16 protein-coding genes are annotated in these 19,682 nt (G+C 38.0%); 9 read left to right on the top strand and 7 right to left on the bottom strand.

Annotated elements, in window-relative coordinates; genetic code table 11:
* Positions 1-260: 260 nt before the first annotated feature.
* Positions 261-1,340, bottom strand: coding sequence for a hypothetical protein (locus WD048_03740; protein ID MEX0811304.1), 1,080 nt, complete (start codon positions 1,338-1,340; stop codon positions 261-263).
* A 121-nt stretch (positions 1,341-1,461) separates the two neighbouring features.
* Here WD048_03740 and WD048_03745 point away from each other — a divergent pair, with 121 nt between their 5' ends.
* A complete protein-coding gene (locus WD048_03745) occupies positions 1,462-2,130 on the top strand; it encodes a YdcF family protein (protein MEX0811305.1) in 669 nt (222 codons plus the stop codon).
* Between the two features lie 129 nt (positions 2,131-2,259).
* On the top strand, positions 2,260-4,263 hold the full coding sequence (locus tag WD048_03750) for a T9SS type A sorting domain-containing protein (protein MEX0811306.1): 2,004 nt from the start codon (positions 2,260-2,262) through the stop codon (positions 4,261-4,263).
* Between the two features lie 11 nt (positions 4,264-4,274).
* On the opposite strand, the gene WD048_03755 is transcribed toward WD048_03750, so the two are convergent.
* Positions 4,275-5,051, bottom strand: a complete 777-nt coding sequence (locus WD048_03755; protein MEX0811307.1) for an SAM-dependent chlorinase/fluorinase — start codon at positions 5,049-5,051, stop codon at positions 4,275-4,277.
* Positions 5,052-5,496: 445 nt separating this feature from the next.
* Here WD048_03755 and WD048_03760 point away from each other — a divergent pair, with 445 nt between their 5' ends.
* The 4 genes from WD048_03760 (at position 5,497) to WD048_03775 (ending at position 12,376) form a co-directional block, all read left to right on the top strand.
* Positions 5,497-6,270: a fibrobacter succinogenes major paralogous domain-containing protein gene (locus tag WD048_03760; protein ID MEX0811308.1), complete on the top strand. Its 774-nt coding sequence runs from the start codon at positions 5,497-5,499 to the stop codon at positions 6,268-6,270.
* A gap of 193 nt (positions 6,271-6,463) precedes the next feature.
* A complete protein-coding gene (locus WD048_03765; GenBank protein ID MEX0811309.1) occupies positions 6,464-10,303 on the top strand; it encodes a gliding motility-associated C-terminal domain-containing protein in 3,840 nt (1,279 codons plus the stop codon).
* Positions 10,304-10,466: 163 nt separating this feature from the next.
* On the top strand, positions 10,467-10,871 hold the full coding sequence (gene msrB, locus WD048_03770) for a peptide-methionine (R)-S-oxide reductase MsrB (GenBank protein ID MEX0811310.1): 405 nt from the start codon (positions 10,467-10,469) through the stop codon (positions 10,869-10,871).
* A 32-nt stretch (positions 10,872-10,903) separates the two neighbouring features.
* Complete coding sequence (locus WD048_03775) at positions 10,904-12,376, top strand: thioredoxin-like domain-containing protein (protein MEX0811311.1); 1,473 nt, start codon at positions 10,904-10,906, stop codon at positions 12,374-12,376.
* 29 nt (positions 12,377-12,405) lie between these two features.
* On the opposite strand, the gene WD048_03780 is transcribed toward WD048_03775, so the two are convergent.
* The 4 genes from WD048_03780 to WD048_03795 all read right to left on the bottom strand — a co-directional run bounded on the left by WD048_03780 (position 12,406) and on the right by WD048_03795 (position 15,028).
* Positions 12,406-13,806: a hypothetical protein gene (locus tag WD048_03780; GenBank protein ID MEX0811312.1), complete on the bottom strand. Its 1,401-nt coding sequence runs from the start codon at positions 13,804-13,806 to the stop codon at positions 12,406-12,408.
* A 59-nt stretch (positions 13,807-13,865) separates the two neighbouring features.
* Entirely contained in the window at positions 13,866-14,231 is a 366-nt protein-coding gene (locus WD048_03785; protein ID MEX0811313.1) for a type II toxin-antitoxin system VapC family toxin, read from the bottom strand.
* Complete coding sequence (locus tag WD048_03790; GenBank protein MEX0811314.1) at positions 14,221-14,391, bottom strand: hypothetical protein; 171 nt, start codon at positions 14,389-14,391, stop codon at positions 14,221-14,223. Before WD048_03790 ends, WD048_03785 begins: the two co-directional genes overlap by 11 nt.
* A 103-nt stretch (positions 14,392-14,494) precedes the next feature.
* A complete protein-coding gene (locus WD048_03795) occupies positions 14,495-15,028 on the bottom strand; it encodes a hypothetical protein (GenBank protein MEX0811315.1) in 534 nt (177 codons plus the stop codon).
* A 468-nt stretch (positions 15,029-15,496) separates the two neighbouring features.
* Between WD048_03795 and WD048_03800 the strand changes: the two genes are divergently transcribed.
* The 3 genes from WD048_03800 (at position 15,497) to WD048_03810 (ending at position 19,001) form a co-directional block, all read left to right on the top strand.
* Complete coding sequence (locus tag WD048_03800; protein MEX0811316.1) at positions 15,497-16,171, top strand: heme exporter protein CcmB; 675 nt, start codon at positions 15,497-15,499, stop codon at positions 16,169-16,171.
* A 102-nt stretch (positions 16,172-16,273) separates the two neighbouring features.
* The gene (gene ccsA, locus WD048_03805) at positions 16,274-17,341 is read left to right on the top strand and encodes a cytochrome c biogenesis protein CcsA (GenBank protein ID MEX0811317.1); all 1,068 of its coding nucleotides are present in this window, start codon (positions 16,274-16,276) and stop codon (positions 17,339-17,341) included.
* 226 nt (positions 17,342-17,567) lie between these two features.
* Positions 17,568-19,001 (top strand): Glu/Leu/Phe/Val dehydrogenase, encoded by a 1,434-nt coding sequence (locus WD048_03810; protein ID MEX0811318.1) that lies wholly within the window; start codon positions 17,568-17,570, stop codon positions 18,999-19,001.
* On the opposite strand, the gene WD048_03815 is transcribed toward WD048_03810, so the two are convergent.
* The gene (locus WD048_03815; GenBank protein ID MEX0811319.1) at positions 18,984-19,457 is read right to left on the bottom strand and encodes a type I restriction enzyme HsdR N-terminal domain-containing protein; all 474 of its coding nucleotides are present in this window, start codon (positions 19,455-19,457) and stop codon (positions 18,984-18,986) included. The two genes, WD048_03810 and WD048_03815, sit on opposite strands and share 18 nt — an antisense overlap.
* Positions 19,458-19,682: the final 225 nt, after the last annotated feature.

The following is a 19,682-nucleotide window of genomic DNA, read 5'->3' on the forward strand; positions in this document are numbered from 1 at the left end:
GGGCATCTCTGCCCGCACCCGTTAGTCTTATTACATGCCCGGCACACTAAACATGTCATCCTTCCAGGATGAAAAAAGTTTTCACGGAAATTGAATGAAGTCTTTTATATAAAAATTTTGTAGGGTAAACTTTCCAAGTAAGGCGGACTGATGCCACCTGCCCGAATGCTTCATGCAGGCGGGGCGGCATCATACGTTTATAATAACGAAGCTGAAACCACCCATCTCACCGACTCCGGAGGAGTCGTATGTTTCTGAGTTTAAACTTTTTTTCTAAAAAACAATTCAAAAAAGCGCTGAATAAAAGTCACCATTTCTTCTACATCAAGTGTTTCGTGAATGACTTGCTCTACACCGAGCAGCTTGTGAAAATAGGCATCAGAGCGCTTGATATCATTGGAAAACCCCGCATTGGTCAAAAAACCAAAGCTGCTGTGATCGCGCACCTCCAGCAATGAAAATTGATCAGTTTTACTATTGTAACTCAAAATCAGCATTTTGTCATAGTCATAGATATCACTGATCTGCAAAAACTGCAGACTGTTTAAAAAATCCACATCCAAGTGGCTGGCGTATCCAAGCGAGAAATAAGGGTATAGAAATTTTTGGTAGGAAATCCCACATATTGTTAGCTGTGCTTCAATATTTGTAAATGCTGCTTTAAGTTTTTGAGCCGGAAATTCAGATTGTTCAATATGCTTTAGCGGATACCAATCTCCATTCCAATCGTAATATTCTATTTGTCCTATTTTCAATTTATAGTCAAATATATTGCTGCCGCGAAAAACATAACCGGGATAGTAATATTCATAATCCAGTTCAAGGGCATATTCGATTTCTAAAAGCATAGTGAAAATCCCAAGACTGTATTTTTTATAAGCCTGATCGTAAAGCCCTAGCAAGCTGGCAAATGATCGATCTCCCATATCGAAAAAACTCACTGCAACAAGCCGGTTTCCCTCGAAAACCGTGAGTTCATAGGTATTGAAAAAATTATGCTGCATGCCCTCGAACAAATAATTCTCAAGATTGCTGTGCACAAAACCTTTAAATTTTTGTGATTGCTCCTGATAAAGCTTTTCCATTTCAGAGGTGATTTGCTCAAGTGGCTGTATGTGATAGCTGAATTGCTTCTTATTTTTATTAAGCAGCTTTCGCATTCGTTTCGGAAAGCTATAAACACTGAGATTGCTTCTGATATTAACTACTGAATACACAGCTTCATCAAGGCAGAGCATTTTGCTCTGATACATCACATTTCCGCCCCTGAACCAGCCCTGGGACAAAAGCTTATCGAGCATTTGCGCATTAAACTGTACCGGATGATAGGACTGAAACATAATTTTTACAAAGTAAAATTGCTTTTGAAAAGCTTTATCTTAGCTGAATTTCCAGTGTTTTAATGGTGAAAAACAGCATTTTTATGTTTTTAAAATTAGAACACTAATCTACACAAAAGATATGTGGAAGTTCCTTAAAATCAGTACAAGTTTATTGTTGATCAGTATTTTTTTAGTGGCTTTGTTTGCCTACTACAATTTTGCGCTGTTGCCCAAAAAACATTATAAAGCAGCAATAGAAACCCCAAAAGTTTACGATGCAATTATTGTCCCCGGTGTACCTTTGGAAGATAAAGACTGGAGCGAAATCATGCAAATGCGGGTATTCTGGTCCTATCATTTGTATCAGAAAGGTATTGCCAAAAACATCATTTATTCAGGTTCAGCAGTTTACACACCATTCTATGAAAGTAAAGTGATGGCACTCTATGCCAAAGAACTCGGTATTCCAGAAGCAAACATTTTCGAAGATAGCCTGGCCGAACACAGTACTGAGAATTTGTATTATTCCTGGAAATTGGCGCAAAAACTGGGCTTTGAAAAAGTGGCATTGACTAGCGATCCATTTCAGTCAATGATGCTTACAACATTCGCAAAAAGAGAAGCACTACCTGTTGATTTTCTTCCGTTTATATTTGATATGCTCAACAAAGAGATTAAGCTTTATACACCGAAAATAGATATTGAAAAAGCTCGTAAACAAAATTTTGAAGCCTTGCCCGAACGAGAAGATTTTTTTGAAAGATTTAAGGGTACTCTTGGTAAAAAACTTATTGAGGAACCATACTGAGCGTTTATTTATTTATCCATATGATTCATTCTATTTTCTGGGTTCACTGCAAATTAAATTTTTAAAAAGCCTATAAAACATTAAATTAGGGGTCATTTTCCACAATATTTTTATTTCATCAACTCCTTTATGAACAAATTTTACCATTTTTCCCTCACGGCAGTATTATTTTTTTTAATCAATACAACATACGGACAAAATCCTCCTGATTACGAGCAGCGCAGAGATACTTATATAGATACTGCTCTGGCCAATTTTGACCCAAATGCCATTACATTGCAGGCATATCGAGGAGAAACTATTGATCAGTCTACTTTGAATAATACCTATGGTATAATGCACACCAAGAGCACCATTGATTTTAATATTGTGAAATTAGTCAGGGTTTTATTTCTGGGCAACGGAACGCATGATTCTGACATATTAAATGCTCTTGACCCAATTCCATTTTGGTACAATTACAGCGACACTTTGCGCGGCTATTGGTCTGAAAACCATATGATTATGTGGATGTCTTCTGATTGGCTCCTGCACGAATCTTATGGAAAAACAGTGGATAATAATTTGGAAAACCGCCTGAAGCATTATTTGCAATTGAAAATTGATTACGGTTTTTACGAGTTTTTCTCCAGCACCTATATGCCTTATTGCCTAAGCGGATTACTAAACCTCGCTGATTTTGCACAGGATCCCATTATTAAAGATTTGGCCACACAAGCAGCTCAGCGCTTGCTCACGGAATTGCTGATGGTAACCAATGATAAAGGTGTGTTTTATCCGGCTGCTGGGCGTAATTATTACGGCAAATATGAAAATCCATACAATCAAAATCATTACAACCTGGTCTATCTTTTGAAGGGTTTTGGCCCGGTTCCTTCAAAAGCATCGCATGGCGGTGGTTTTCTGGCAAGTTCCGGTATTGATGTGAGTGATGTAATCAGTTCCTGGAGAGCAGAAATGGACACTATTTATAAAATCGGGCACAGTATTGATAGTGTAAAGATCATTCACCAGAACCAGTCTCATGTTGACCGTATTATGTTCCAGTGGAGCTCGGGCTGTTATTTCCACCCAGATTTTGCGCAGGAAACCGCGCAATTACATGCCGATTCAAATACCTGGGATCATGTTGATTTTGAACAATTGAATATATTGTCTGGCCTTGATCCTGCCACTATAGGTTCTTTGGCTGCTCAATTGACCTCTATTTCTGAGAGCTCGGTTATTGCAGGGCAGAGTGTTGCGATTTATAAGAATCGTTCAGTAGTGCTCACTTCTATCCAGGATTTTTGGAAAGGCAAGTTGGGCTACCAGCAATTTCCCTTGGCTGCAACTATAGAAAATACTGCAGTTTTTCCGGTTTCAGGAGCACTTGTCAATAGTTGGGGAGATAAACCTTCATCAAATGCCAATGACCACCTCCCCTATGTTGAGCAAAAAAGCAATGTTGCCCTAATGATGTACAGGGGTGAAGAAAAACCATCACTTTTTGGCAATACCATTGGCAGTGTTTCTCTGCACTGGTTTGAAAATGATTTTGATGAAATTACCACCAATGGCTTATGGTTATTGGGGCGGGTAAACAGCAGCTATGTGGCTGTGAAAAGACATTGTGAAGATAAAGACATGGGATTGTATGCCTGTCACCAGCGCGATGGTCAAAGCTGGGCAGTGATTGTCGGCAATGATTCTATGTACGGTAGTTTTTCAAATTTTCAAGCCATTGTTGATCAGGCAGCGTTTGAGGAAAACTGGTATTTTGATGAAAGCACTTCTGAATGGGTTTATTATGCCAGCATCGAATTTGACAACAAGACCATATCGCACGAATGGCGCAACCCCGAACGCTATACTTCCATTAAGGATATAGAAGTGAAGGATGTAGATTTTCAGGTGTATCCCAACCCGGCTCAAAACCAGGTTAATATTGACCTATCAGGAATGCACAGTCAAAATTTGCGATTGAGTGTAAGCAATATGCTGGGACAAACTATTTACAGGGAAAATAATATTGGCACAAATCAAAGCAAAACGCTTGATGTTACTGATTGGTCCGAAGGCGTTTATTTTATAAGTATTGAAGATACAGATCAGCAAAAGCGATATACCAAAAAGCTGATTAAAGTAGATTAAGGATTTTGTGATCAGGTAATTGTCAATTCTATACCATCTAAATAACTTAATCCCAGAATCTGTTTAGCGCTTCCGTTTCTTATTGCAATTTCCAAAAATCCACTGCTTCCAACATAAGCCAGCACTTGCCCTATTTCTACATCGCTAAAAGTGTTTGAAATCTGAGGGATAATGATGTCATTTAATATGACCCGGCCATTTGCTTTTCCCTTGATCATAAAATTACTGATCAGGTTGCCGAATTTATCAATGTATATAATTTTTCCCAGGTAATGCCCATTCTCAGCAGCATTAATTCTGTAAAAGGGTGACTGATATTCCGGGATACTTATATTATCCCCAAAAGAGCGCAGCTCCTCTCCTTTTGAAATATGTGCAGCTACAGGCGCAAAGACATCTCTGCCGTGAAATGTAGCACTTACTTCATCCAGAAAGAACTTGACATTTTTCACTTCAGTCATTTGAATAATTTTCGATTCAGAAAGGACAATATCCAGCACACCATTGTCGGGTGCTACTAAAATATGTTTTTCGGTTTCCACTGCAATAATTTTTCGCAGGGTACCCACTCCCGGATCAATAACAACACAAAACACTGTTTTCTGAGGAAAATAACGATGTGCATTCCACAATACAAATGCTGCATCATCTACACCATGTGAAAATACTTCATGAGAGATGTCAATAATTGGCACATTGGGATTGATTGAGTATATCACTGACTTCATCACAGGTACGTACCAGTCCTTATTTCCGAAATCTGTAAGCAGTGCAATAGGAAGCTTCATATTCTTTACTTTATTTATGATAGGCATTTAAAAAACAAATCTTCTTTTCAAACTACTGAAAGGGGTAATTATTTTCAATTTAGCCATAATTTCATTCCTCAATTTATTATAGTATTTCCGTAAAAATAAAAATTCACAGAAAGGAAATGTATAAAAACTATACTTCTGTTAATTGTATAAAAATTCCCTACTACTTAACCTGAGCTCGATAATTATTTAAGAGCTCAGGTGTAAGAAATTAATTATCTTCACACTGTGCACAGGGATTGAATCATGCAAAACAATTGATTAAATTCGATGTAGTAAAATCACGAATACTGAGAAATTGAACTGATTGTACTAAGGAATGTGTTTCATCACATTATAAGCTATTTTTAAACCAGGGCAACATAACTTAATTGTATAAAATTAAAATATTAATGTGCGCTGTGATGAAAAATAAAACATGAAGAACATAATTTTTATATTTTATATTATATCCTTACTCTACTCTAATACTTTATTTGCCCAAATAGTACAAAACGACACCAGTATTTGTGCAGGTGATTCTGTAATGATTCAGTTTATTGTACCCTGTTATGACAGTATTTACAATGAAAATTTAACCTATGGCGTAGTAGCCGATGTAGAAGGCAATGAGTATAAAACCATACAAATAGGTACTCAGGAATGGATGGCTCAAAACCTCAAAACAGGGACTTACAATAATGGGGATCCAATTATTAGAGTTGCTGACAATACCCAATGGAGTAATCTTGATCAAAATCAAACAGGTGCCTGGGCTTATTTTGACAACGACAGCGCTACTTATGATTGTCCCTATGGAAAGCTCTATAATTTTTATGCATTAGAAGACCCAAGAGGAATTTGCCCTAGTGGTTGGCATATTCCAACGGATGCTGAGTGGAATACATTAAGAGATTTTTTAGATCCTGCTGCGATTGGAAATAACAATATTGCCGGAGGCATGATGAAAAGTGTGGGAACCATGTATTGGGCAGCACCCAATACCGGGGCGACCAACAGCAGCGGCTGGTCGGGTTTGCCCGGAGGGTATCGATTTTCCAATCCGGGTGTTTTTGCCTCATTTGGCAGTGGTGGGTTTTGGTGGAGTGCATCATCGCGGGGAAGAAGTTTAGCCTTTGACGATGCCGTATTATTGGACTACAATCCAAATGACAAAAGATTTGGGCTGTCTTGCAGATGCATAAAAGATTAAACTAAACAAGCTTTTGAAATCCGAATCTATAACATCGGTTTTTTAAAATGAGCATATGAAACGAACATGAATTTTTTTAATCAAAAACTTCACGCATGAGAATGATTAAAATAAATTTATGTGAGAGCGAAGCGGTTCCATCTGTGCAGAAATTTTCCTGCATTTTTGGAGCTTGCAGAAAAATTTCAAACAGATGAAAATAATTGTTCGAAATATTATAATTCTAATACTCTTATTGCTTCCGGCAACATTGTGTGCTCAGGTAGACCCGATATATCAATGGTCAAATGGAGATACCACAGCGATAATAAATGTTTCTCCTGCTCAAACTACTGTTTATTATGTTACAGTTACTTATGGTTCAAGGGTGATTTACGACAGTATCACAGTTGAGGTGGACAGCAATACTTATTCAACTGATACTGTTACAGCCTGTGGAAGCTATACCTGGCGTGACAGTATTACATATACGAGCAATAACAATACCGCAACCGATACCATTTTGAACAGTGCCGGTTGTGACAGCATCATTACATTGGATTTAACCATCCTGAGCCCTACTTATGCAACAATCAATGAAAGTGCCTGCGATACCTTTGTTTCGCCAAGTGGCAATTATACCTGGACCAGCTCTGGTACCTACAATGATACACTGGTCAATTCCGAAGGATGTGATTCGGTTATTACCATCAATCTGGATATTATTGGTGGAAACTTAAATACCGAAAGTATTACAGCATGCGATAGCTACACCTGGCCGGTAAATGGGCAAACATACCTCAACAGCGGCAGTTACAACGATACTTTAACCAGTTCACAAGGCTGTGATTCCGTTCTTGTTCTTGACCTTACAATCAACAACAGTACTTCGAGTTCTCAGACTGTGAGTGAGTGCAATGCTTATACCTGGCAGGTCAATGGGCAAACTTATACAGCAAGTGGCATTTACAGGGATACGCTCCTTAACTCAGTCAATTGCGACAGTGTGCTTACACTTGACCTTACTATTCTAAACAGCAGCACTTCTACAATCAATGAAATGGCCTGTGATTCCTTTATTTCTCCCAGTGGCAATTATACCTGGACCTCAAGTGGATCATACAATGATACTTTGGTCAATTCCCAGGGTTGCGATTCGCTTATCACAGTTAACCTCACAGTAAATTACAGTAGCAGCAATTCAGAAAATATTACAGCCTGTGATGAGTACACCTGGCCGGTAAACGGGCAGACTTATACCACAGGCGGCAGCTATTCCGATACACTCCAAAGTACTGCCGGCTGCGATTCTATTTTAGTATTGAATCTTACAATCAACAACAGTACTTCGAGTACGAATACGGTCAATACCTGTGATGATTATACCTGGGCTGTAAATGGAAACACCTATACCCAAAGCGGGATTTACTACGATACCATCCCAAATGCTATAGCCTGTGATAGTTTCCTCACGCTTGACCTTACAATAGACAACAGCATTGTGAATACCACCGATACTACTGTCTGCGATGAATACACCTGGCCGGTTGACGGACAAAGCTATGATAGCAGCGGCACATACCGCGATACTTTACTCAGTTCTACAGGCTGTGATTCTATCCTGGTTTTAAACCTGACCATTATCCCCAATACCATTTACAATTCTTCCCAAACAGTTTGTGACGCATTTACCTGGTCTTTGAACGGGCAAACCTACACCAACAGCGGTACATACTATGACACTACCGCTATGGCTGTTTGCGACAGTATTGTTGAGCTTGATCTGACCATTCTCAACAGTACTTCATCAAACATCAATGAAACGGCCTGTGATTCTTTTGTTTCCCCAAGTGGCAATTATACCTGGACTTCAAGCGGAACATACAATGACACTTTGCTAAATGCTGTTGGTTGTGATTCACTTATAAGTGTAAACCTGACCATCAACAACAGCTCGAATTCTACAGATAATATTTCTACCTGCAATTCTTATACCTGGCCGGTCAACGGACAAACATACACAACAAGCGGTACTTATGCTGATACTTTGCAAAGTGTGGCAGGATGTGATTCAATCCTTACTTTAATACTCAATATCGGTAGTTCCTACTCTGGTTTTGATACGGTTGTATCCTGCAACTCTTATACCTGGCCCGTAAATGGCATTACCTATACCAATGGCGGTACTTATTACGATACTATTGGCTCGGGTATTGGCTGTGACAGTACTTTTCAATTGGATTTAACCCTGAATTTCAACAGTAGCTCGTCTGAAAATATTACTGCTTGTGATGAATACACCTGGCCGGTGAATGGGCAAAACTATACTACAAGTGGTGTTTATTCTGATACTTTAACAAATACAGCAGCTTGTGATTCTGTCTTAACACTCGACCTGACCATAAACAGTAGCAATTCCATTTCTGAAACTGTTACTGCCTGTGACTCTTATACCTGGCCAGTTGATGGAAATACATATAATACCAGCGGAGTTTATTCCGATACACTTGCAAATTCATTAGGCTGCGACAGTATTGTTACACTTGATTTAACACTGAATCTCAGCTCTACCTCTACAATTAATGAAAGTGCATGCGACAGCTACACCTCTCCAAGTGGAAATTATACATGGACGAATAGCGGCAATTATACAGATACACTCGCAAATGCAGCGGGCTGTGATTCTATTATAACAATTGATCTTACAATCCACAACAGCACAGCAACTACAGAAAACATCAGTGCCTGTGACGACTATACCTGGCCGGTAAATGGGCAAAGCTATACCACGAGTGGAATTTATTCTGATACTTTAATAAGTGCTACAGGTTGTGATTCTGTCTTAACACTCGACCTGACTATAAACAGTAGCAATTCCATTTCTGAAACTGTTACTGCCTGTGATTCTTATACCTGGCCGGTTGATGGAAATACATATAATGCCAGCGGGATTTATTCCGATACGCTAAGCAATTCAATAGGTTGTGACAGCATACTGATTTTAGATCTTAATATAAACAGCAGCAATTCGGGTTCTGAAAATATTACTGCCTGCAATACTTATACATGGACTCTTTCAGGTGACACCTATACCCAAAGCGGTGTTTATACTGACACTTCCACCAATGCTGCAGGTTGCGACAGTATTGCAACACTCAATCTTACTATAAACAATAACAGTACAGGCTCTGCCAGCTTTACGGCTTGCGACAGCTTTACTGCTCCAAGCGGAAATTTTGTATGGACAAACAGTGGGACTTATACCGATACAATAAATGCTTCAACAGGCTGTGATTCAATAATCACTATTAATCTCACTATTAATTTCAGCAATTCATTTTCAGAAAATATTACAGAATGCTATTCTTACACTTGGCCAGTTAACGGTCAGGAATACACTACTTCGGGAACATATACTACAACTCTAAGTAATGCAGCAGGCTGCGATAGTTTACTAATACTAAACCTGAACATTCAAGAAGACATACTTACCAGTACTGATGAAACAATATGTGAAGGAGACAGCATATTTCTCAATGGAAACTGGCAGAGTGCTCCCGGAAATTATACAGATACATTCAGTACTACAAGTAGCTGCGACAGTATTGTAAGCACTACTTTATCATTGCAACCCAATTATACGGACAGCACCGAAGTCACATTAGAGCCGGGTGAATTATTCAATGGAGATATATTCGTCAGTGATACCACGCTTTTATTTCAATATTATAGTGCTGATGGATGTGACAGTATAGTGCTCACAAAGATTGAAGTGCTAAAAGAAAGTGTGGTGTTTGTACCCAATGCATTTACACCAAATGGAGATGGGATAAATGATTTGTTCAAAGTTTATGGCACAAGGATTGAGTCTATGAGACTTCAGATTTTTAATCGTTGGGGAGAAATGATTTTTGAAACAAATGAAATAGATAAAGGCTGGGATGGCACTTACAAAGGTGAAAAATTACCCGCAGGTTTGTATGTTTATATTTTAAGAGGTGTTGCTGCCAATGAATTCGTGAAAGAGGTTGGCAAAGTTTCACTTTTGAGATAAATTTTTAGTTTCCAAAAGCATAATATAACTTTTACCCCGCAATGCAAAAAACCTTAAAAATTGCTAAGTCTCTCGCAAATACTTTATAATTGATTATTCCGTATTAAATTAGCTGCTTAATCAGCTTTTTTCTGATTCTCATCAATTATTAATACAATAAATCATGGAATTCAAAGTCAATAAAAACGAAGAAGCCTGGCGAAAAGAACTCGGTGAAGAAGAATACCGGGTATTGCGCGAAAAAGGAACCGAAAGGCCCTTTAGCGGAAAATACGATGTGCATTTTGAAAAAGGTGTTTATCACTGCAAAGCCTGTGGGGAACCACTCTTTACTTCCGAATCTAAATTTGATGCCGGCTGCGGCTGGCCGAGTTTTGACCAGGCTTTTGGTAAGGATAAAATTGTTTATCAACCAGACAACAGTCTCCCTGGGAGGCCACGTACAGAAATTCTTTGTGGAAATTGTGGTGGGCACCTGGGACATGTATTTGATGATGGTCCCACTGAAACAGGAAAAAGATATTGCGTAAATTCGGTCTCAATAGATTTTAAAGAAAAAAATAAATAACATTAATGCATCTACAATCAATAATTTTTAAAATGATAAAAAAAACCATACCTCTTTTGCTTTTATTCGGCTTTGTTTACTTTGTAAGTTGTGATGCTCAAACAAACAAGCCCAATGTAAAGATCAATGAAGCACCGCCTGAGCCTTTAGATCACTATAAAATTGATGTAAAAATTACTGATCTGCCCAATCAGGAGCTGTATCTGGCTTATCACTTTGGCAATAAGCAATATATGAAGGATACCGTAGTGCTCGATGAAAATGGCACGGGCACTTTTCAAGGCGATGAAGCGTTGGACGGTGGTATCTATTTGATTGTTTTTCCCAGCAAAAAGTATTTTGAATTTGTTGTAAATAATGAGAATTTCTCTATTGAAGCCGATACAAGCAATCCAATGGAGTCTTTGAAAATTGAAGGCTCGCTGGAAAACGAGCTTTACTTGAAAGACATGGCTTTTATTCGCAAAATGCAGCAGAAAAAGAAAACCCTTCAAAATCAACAGAGCAAAGAGGGCATTAAGGAAAAAGAAAAAAAAGAGATCAAAGCTGAACTGGAAAGGCTGGACGAAGAAGTGAAAGCTTTTCGCGAAGAATTGATCACACAAAATGAAGGTTTCTTTTATCCCAAATTCTTAAAGGCACTGGAAGATCCTGAGATTCCGGAAGAGGTGAAAAACAATACTGCCGACTCCAATGCTTCTTTTTACTATTACAGAAACCACTATTTCGAGAATATGGATTTTTCTGATGACCGCTTACTGCGCACACCTTCTATGCATAATAAAGTGGTCTATTATATTGACAAACTCACCCCGCAATCACCTGACTCATTGAACAAAGCAGTGGATTTAGTTTTGCAAAGGGCTAAGAAAAATGATGATGTATTTCAGTATTTCACTGTTTTTTTACTTAATAAATTTGCCAAATCCAAAGTTATGGGCTTTGACAATGTATATGTTCACCTTGTTGAAAATTACTACGCCAGTGGCGATGCATGGTGGGTAGATTCTACTGATTTGTACAGAATTACAAGCAGAGCCAAAGAATTGAAACCAACCCTTGTAGGGCAAAAAGCTCCTACCCTTGTACTGAAAAATGAAAATGATAAGATTGTAGCCATCAATAATCTTCCCAATAAATATACCCTGCTTTATTTTTACGATCCCGATTGTGGCCATTGCAAAAAGGAAACACCAAAAATGGTGAAAGCAGTAAATGAAGCCAAAGAAAAGAACATTGATATACAGCCTGTTGCAGTATCCATTGATTCTGATGAAGAAAAATGGCATAAGTTTATGAAAGAATATGGAGTAGATACCTGGATCAATTTGGCAGATTTGAACTACCGCAACAATTTCAGGGAGATTTATGACTTGCAAAGTACGCCCAGAGCATTTTTATTAGACAGTGATAAAAAGATTATCGCTAAACGATTTGACAGCAATCAATTGATCAACATTCTAAATCAACACGAAAAAATAGAACAGAAAAAGGCAGGAAAATAATATTTTGTTTCCACTTGAATCAAGTATTTCTATGTTTTTTCTAAATGGGAAACAATGCTTTCTTTGATGTGCTTGTAAAAACATTCCAAAAAAGCCCGGTTTCCGGCAGCTGTAAAATGCCCGTCTAAATTGTAATAAAGTGCTTTATTAAATGACTTTAATTGCACAGCCATACAAGTGTCGTTTTCTGTCACTGTAAGTGCTTTTGTTTTTATAAGCTGATTCCATTTATCATTGAAGTCTCTTGCTCTGTCCCTGTCAAAATCAATACCTACAGCCTTAAGCATTTCGCTTTCTCCGGAAGACAAGGTTCCTCTGAAAGGAATCGTGGTAAAAATGCATTTCACTCCATATTCAGTACAGAGTTGCTCAATTCCATTCATGTTTTCTTTATAATCAGTAGCTAATTCCTCTAAATCAAATGAAGGACGAAACAGCGAATCTGTCCAATTCGGGAATCGCATATTCATATCCATCATCCAGGGATTGATTTGCCCTTCGTTAAAATATTGCTGCACAGTATCGGGCAATGTTTGAAAAAATAAAGCAGCAGGTTTTGGCCATTGTTGCTTGATTCTTTTGGCCTGAGCTTTCCATTCAGGGTCTATTTTATTTTCCTCCAGTGGGATTGCCTCTATACGCTCAGTAATATTTGGAAACAGTATGTACCTGAGGCGTTCAAGCAAGCTACCTCCTCTTTGACTGGATTTGTTACTAATTAAATTCTCATGAAGAGCAAGCTGAAAAAGGTCTTCAAATTGAAGAGTGGCAACAATAAGAAAATCTGGCTGCCACTGGGGAATCATTTTACGTGCTACTTTAAGATAATCTACCGGATGATGTCCGCCCTTGCCCCAGTTCAATACTTCAGTATTTATTGCATTTTCCTGCATTTTATTTTGCAACAGAAATGGCCAGCTCTGCTCCTGCTCTATGCCCCAGCCTAATGTAAAGGAATCGCCAATGCAGGCTATACGCGTCTTATTCTTTTCCTTTTGAACGGCATTGCTTCCCCTAAAACCATATTCATTGATTTGAAGCTTAAAATCCATTTCAAAACTTTGATAATGCACCATTTTATTGGGCGGATAGAGCGGTATTGAATGATTTGTTGTGCTTGTTGCAACATTCCATCTACCATAAAGCCGGTCAGCCGACATTAACAGTAAAAGCACCATCCATATTGAAGCTATTGACAACAGTATCTTAAAGATTAGTTTAGGAATTGTTATTTTTCCAAAAAAAACTAATAAAAACACAATCAGTAAATCTGCAAATACCAGCCAGGCAATAATATGAAACCATTGGGAGGATATATGATTTTCAGCAGAAAATAACCTTTCCAGAAAAAGAGGGAAACTGCTAATGGCCAAAAATTGAAGGAGCAGCTTTTGCAAGTTGGAATTTAGCTTATTGCTGCTTTGTGCCATAATTAATCAGAATATTTCAATTTGTTCGCAAATCGCTGGAATTTTTCTTTGAAGTGATATTATATTTCGATTAGTATCAAATCAAGTTCTTTGATTTTAGAAAAACCTGTATCAGCAGTAACTATAGGAATCCCATATACCAAAGAAGTAAAAGCAATAATTGAATCGGGTAATTTCAGGTTGTACTTTCTTCTTAATTGAATAGTTTGTTCTTTTATTTTATCATTCCATTCTATCACAAAACAATCATTAATCAGAAGTTTTAATTTGGTTTCTTCAGACTTTTTAATTCTATTGAATCCCAATAATTCAACTTCAGAAATGAAAGAAATACCAAAATTATATTCTAAAAAAGGCTCGATTAATTTCTTTCCCTCGTGAATATATATTAAGAAATTAGTGTCTGCAATAAAATCAATCTTCATTTTCCCTAATTGTGAATTGGTATTTTAAACCGTCCAGGTTTCTCTTAAGCTTTCCGAAATGTTCCTTTAAGTTTCCTTTCTTAGACTTTCTTTTTTTTAGTTTTTCAGTCAGGATTTTAGATATATTTTTAGAACTCTCTTTGTAGATTACAACTGTCATCTCTTAAGTTTTATTTAACCAAATTTACGATTTATTCTGATGTTTATTATAAAATAATACTTTATGTCAATTTGTGATCAGAACTGTTTAAAAAAAAGCAAACTTACTTAGAACTACTCCCTTTAAATTGATGCCTGTTTTCTTTAAACAACACATTAAAAGTAGTCAAACTACCATATGCCCTGGTGATGTATTGCTGTAAATGTACTTTTTCTTCGTCCGTTAAAACACTGTGCGAATTGATGTTTTGCTCCAATACTCTCAAGCGATCGCGCACCATTACAATTTTATGGAAAAAAGCCTCTGCCGGCACTTCTTTTGATTGTAAATCATCATCATAGGGTTTAATAATCAGTTTACCTCCTTTCCACTTATCACCCAATGGCACTACTTCGCTAATATCACTGTATTGATGCAGGACGTTGCCTAAAGCTTCTTCCACCTCTTCAAGACTCAAGCCCGAAGGTGCCTCTCCGGCCAATTCTAAAATTTTCAAGCCATCAAAATCAGCAGCAATTTCTTTATCCCCTACTTCTCTGAAGAATATATTTAAAAAGCCATCTTCAATTTTAGTTACAATTCCTTCACCGTGTTTGATGTGCTCTACACGTGTACCAACAGTATAATTCAAAGCCATTTGTTTTTTTTCAGAAAATTAGTCAAAAAATCGGAATTCAAAGGCTTGTAACCTAAGTTCGGAAATTATTTATTGCTCAGAATGCCAGAAAACAGTGATATCCGACTGGAAATATTGATGGAATAGCGGGCTATTTTGAGATATTTCCAGGAAGAAGATTGCTGTTTTCCGGCATTTGAAATCCATAAAACGCAATTTGCTGCGTTGCATTCCCGTCCGCATGGAGCATCCGGGCGGATGCTTGGTTTATCCCGATAGACCTTCTCAAATGCGCCTTGCCTATTACCTTTTAGTGAATTTCTGAGCTCTTAAATAATTATCGAACTCGGGTTTGTACTGATATTTAAAAACCAAGAGTGAATATTAATATTAAACACAAGACCATGTCTTTCTTCTGAATTTAAGCAAACCTTTCTGAGTTCCTCCGATTGATGTAACTTTGCCATATTCACCTAAAAAACAAACCTGGTGCTAAAGACAACTCTTGCACTTATACAAAAAGATTTGACCATAGAGTGGCGACAGAAATACGCTATCGGTGGTATCTTTTTGTATGTACTTGCAACAGCTTATTTGATCTATATTTTTTTAGCACAGCAATCACTAAACGACAAAATAGAATATCGCTTGTGGATGGTGCTCTTTTGGATGACTATACTTTTCACTGCCGTAAATGCCATAGCTAAAAGCTTTAGTCAGGAAGATCAAAAACGGCAATTGTATTACTATACAATTGTAAGTCCACAGGCAGTAATTCTGTCTAAAATGATCTATAATTTTTTCCTGATGATTTTGCTTTCCGTTTTGTGCGCTTTGGTCTTTTTATTGATCATAGGCAATCCGGTGCAAAATATGGGTGTGTTTTTCCTCGGCATATTGGCAGGTGGCAGCGGTTTTTCATTTGTGCTGAGTATGATCTCTGCCATAGCTTCAAAAGCTGAACAAAACACTACACTAATGGCCATTCTCGGTTTCCCTGTAATTTTGCCTTTTTTGATGCTCTTACAAAAAGCGGTAAGCAAAGCTTTCATTATAGGATTTGACAACAAGGAACTCCTGCAGGATTTTGCGGTTTTATTTGCCCTTGATATCCTGCTCATCAGTTTGTCGCTTATTTTATTTCCTTACCTTTGGAAAGAGTAAACCACCTCGGGGCAAGCCCACGAGGCATTTGTTTGGAAAAAAATACTTTTGATTACGAGGCAAGCCTCGGAGCATTAAATCTCGATTATCGAGTAAAAAACTATGCTGAAAATATTTAAGCAAAACTGGTGGAAGTTATTGGCAGTCTTGCTCCTGTTGTTTTCTGTAAGTGCTGCGCTGCTTATTCCCCTTAGTTCGGGAATACAGAATATTAGCCCTCAAAACATCACAACAGGAAGTACACATCATGTAGAAGTATATGGCTACAACAGTCATTTCAAAAGTGCTGATCCCTCCTTAATTTTAGTACTGAAAAATGATCAATTTCAATTCTGCTCAGAAGAAATTGAAGTCAAAAGCCCCCATCATTTTATTGCCACAATTAAAATCCCAGCTAATATAGAATTGCCAAAAGGCGGAGATTTTTTCAATGCAATTGTCAATAACAATGAAGACGGCAGCAGTTTAATGCGAAGGGCAATCAGGATTGAACAGAAAAGTCAACTGGATACATTGACCGTAGCCAAGAAAAATTTCTGCAATCGCCAAGTAGAGCTTAAGTTGCCTGCACATCTTACTTTCCCCTACCGGGAAATTCTATATGAAACCATAAGAAATCTGTTTTTGCATGTACCCATGTGGTTTGCCATGACTTTACTGTTGCTGGTATCTTTTGTATCCTCTATCAAGTTTTTAAGCACAGGTGCTTTGCGCTGGGATTTATTAGCCAAGAACACAGCATTTACAGCATTGTTCTTTGGTTTTCTTGGCATATTTACCGGAATGGTCTGGGCCAATTTTACCTGGGGGGCACCCTGGGTCAACGATCCAAAACTCAATGGTGCTGCTGTAGGTATATTGATTTATCTCGCTTATTTTGTCTTGCGCGGATCAGTACGCAATCCTTTAATTCAAAGGAAAGTAGCAAGTGTTTACAACATTTTTTCTTTTGTCCTGTTCATAGTTTTCATATTTGTATTGCCAAGAATGACAGATTCTCTGCATCCCGGTAGTGGTGGAAACCCAGGGTTTAATACATATGATCTTGACAATACTATGCGGCCTGTTTTTTACACGGCAATACTTGGTTTTTTCCTACTGGGATTGTGGTTGAGCAGTCTGCTGCTCCGCCTGGATTTAATTGAATACAAACAAAACGAAAATGAATAAAAATGAAGCGTAAAGCCCCATTATTAATATTATTTGCATTTTTTTCACAAGCTTCATTAATAGCTTCTGAAAATAATTTTGGCAGTGAAAATCTGTGGACAAGTGGAAAAATTTATGTGGTACTCACAGTTGTGCTTATCATTTTATTGGGGATTATTTTTTTTCTGCTACATTTGGAAAAACGGATTAGAAAACTGGAAAAATAAATTGAACCAAAAAACTATTTATGTCAACAACTAATAAAAAATCAAACACCCCTTACAGCTTTTTTGATAGTGTACAGGACAGTTTTGATAAAGCTGCCCGTTTTACAAAACTACCAAAAGGCCTGTTGGGACAGATCAAGGAATGCAACAGTGTCTATCAAATGAAATTTCCTGTGAAAGTGGGAAGCGAATACCAGGTAATTGAAGCTTATCGCGTGCAGCACAGTCATCACAGGATGCCTACAAAAGGTGGTATTCGTTACAGTATGCATGTAAATCAGGATGAAGTGATGGCTCTTGCCGCACTGATGACCTACAAATGTGCCACTGTAGATGTGCCTTTTGGTGGTGCTAAAGGCGGTATTAAGATCAGCCCGCGAAATTCCACGCCTCAGCAATTGCAGAAAATCACAAGAAGATATACTGCCGAGCTGATCAAGAAAAATTTTATTGGCCCGGGTATCGATGTTCCTGCACCCGATTACGGCTCAGGTGAAAGGGAAATGGCCTGGATTCTGGATACCTATATGGCCTACAACCCCGGACAAATTGATGGTTATGCTTGTGTAACGGGAAAACCCATCTCTCAGAATGGTATCAGAGGTAGAACAGAAGCCACAGGTAAAGGCGTTTATTTCGCAATTAAAGAATGTGTTTCATTCGAAAAAGATATGAAGCGCCTGAATATGGAAACCGGGCTTGCTGGAAAACGTGTAATAGTTCAAGGTCTGGGTAATGTGGGTTACCACACTTCTGTTTTCTTGCAAGAAGACGATGCTAAAATTATTGCCATAGCAGAAATAGAAGGTGCCATTTACGATGAGAAGGGACTTGATATTAAAAAAGTATTCAAGCACCGAAAGGAAACCGGATCTATCCTGAATTATCCCGGGGCTAAAAATATAGAAAACAGCCTGGAGGCCCTGGAAATGGATTGTGATATTCTGGTTCCGGCAGCACTGGAAAATCAAATCAATTCTTCGAATGTAAAAAATATCAAAGCGAAAATAATTGCTGAGGCTGCCAACGGACCAATCACTTCTGAAGCTGAAGAAGTGTTGCTGCAAAAGGGCATTTTCATTATCCCCGATATGTATTGCAATGCCGGTGGTGTTACAGTTTCTTATTTCGAATGGTTAAAAAACCTTTCACACATTCGTTTTGGCAGAATGCAAAAGCGCTTCGATGAAGGTTCGAACAGAAACCTGGTTGACCTGGTAGAGCGCACAACAGGAAAAACAGTGAGTCAGCGCGAGCGCAGTATCCTGGTAAAAGGTGCTGATGAAATTGACCTGGTCAATTCAGGACTGGAAGAAACGATGGTTTTTGCCTATCATCAGATTCGCGAGGTGTGGAAACGCTACAAAGGCGTGGAAGATATGCGTACTGCAGCTTATGTTAATTCCATCAATAAAATAGCCGATGCTTATATTGCTTTAGGAATTTTCCCCTGATTCAATACTCAAGTTATCAAACAAAGGGATTTTCTGCATTTCGTGGAAAGTCCCTTTTTTATGGTCTATAAAAAAGAAAGCGGTGTCCGCACCATTGCTGATTAACAAATAGGGCACTTTTAGTTTTATATTATAACGTCCTGCCTGGTCTATACTCTGTTGGTTTACTTTAACTTCAGGTGCTTTGCATTCAACTATAAGCATGGGTTCACCTGCTCTTGAATAAGCCACTATATCGCAGCGCTTTTTTAATTGGTTCAATTCCAGTCCTTTTTCAACGGCTAAGTATCCAAATGGAAAGTTTAATTCCCCGTGCAAATAATAAATCCAATGCTGCCGCACCCATTCTTCAGGCGTAAGTTTTACATATTTCTTTCTTACAGGATCAAATATTTGCTTTTGATCATTTACAATACGGAGCTTAAAATCGTATTCGGGAAAGTTTATGGAGGTCATTTAATTTTATTCAATGCAAAGCTGAAAAAACAAGCGCAGCTAATCACTCATTCATTCTTCATAAGATTCTCTCTCAAAGGTTTTAAATGAAAAGCCCCAAACAATAAAATCTGTAAAATATGAAACCACATCCTTCGAAGTTTATTCGTTTCTTTCCAGCTCAAAAACCAAAAGGCCTCCAGTATATGGATATTTATAGTTATTAATCCTATGATCTTAATCAGC

Source organism: Chitinophagales bacterium (genome assembly GCA_040877935.1).
In the GTDB taxonomy this organism is placed as follows: Bacteria; Bacteroidota; Bacteroidia; order Chitinophagales; family CAIOSU01; genus JBBDNB01.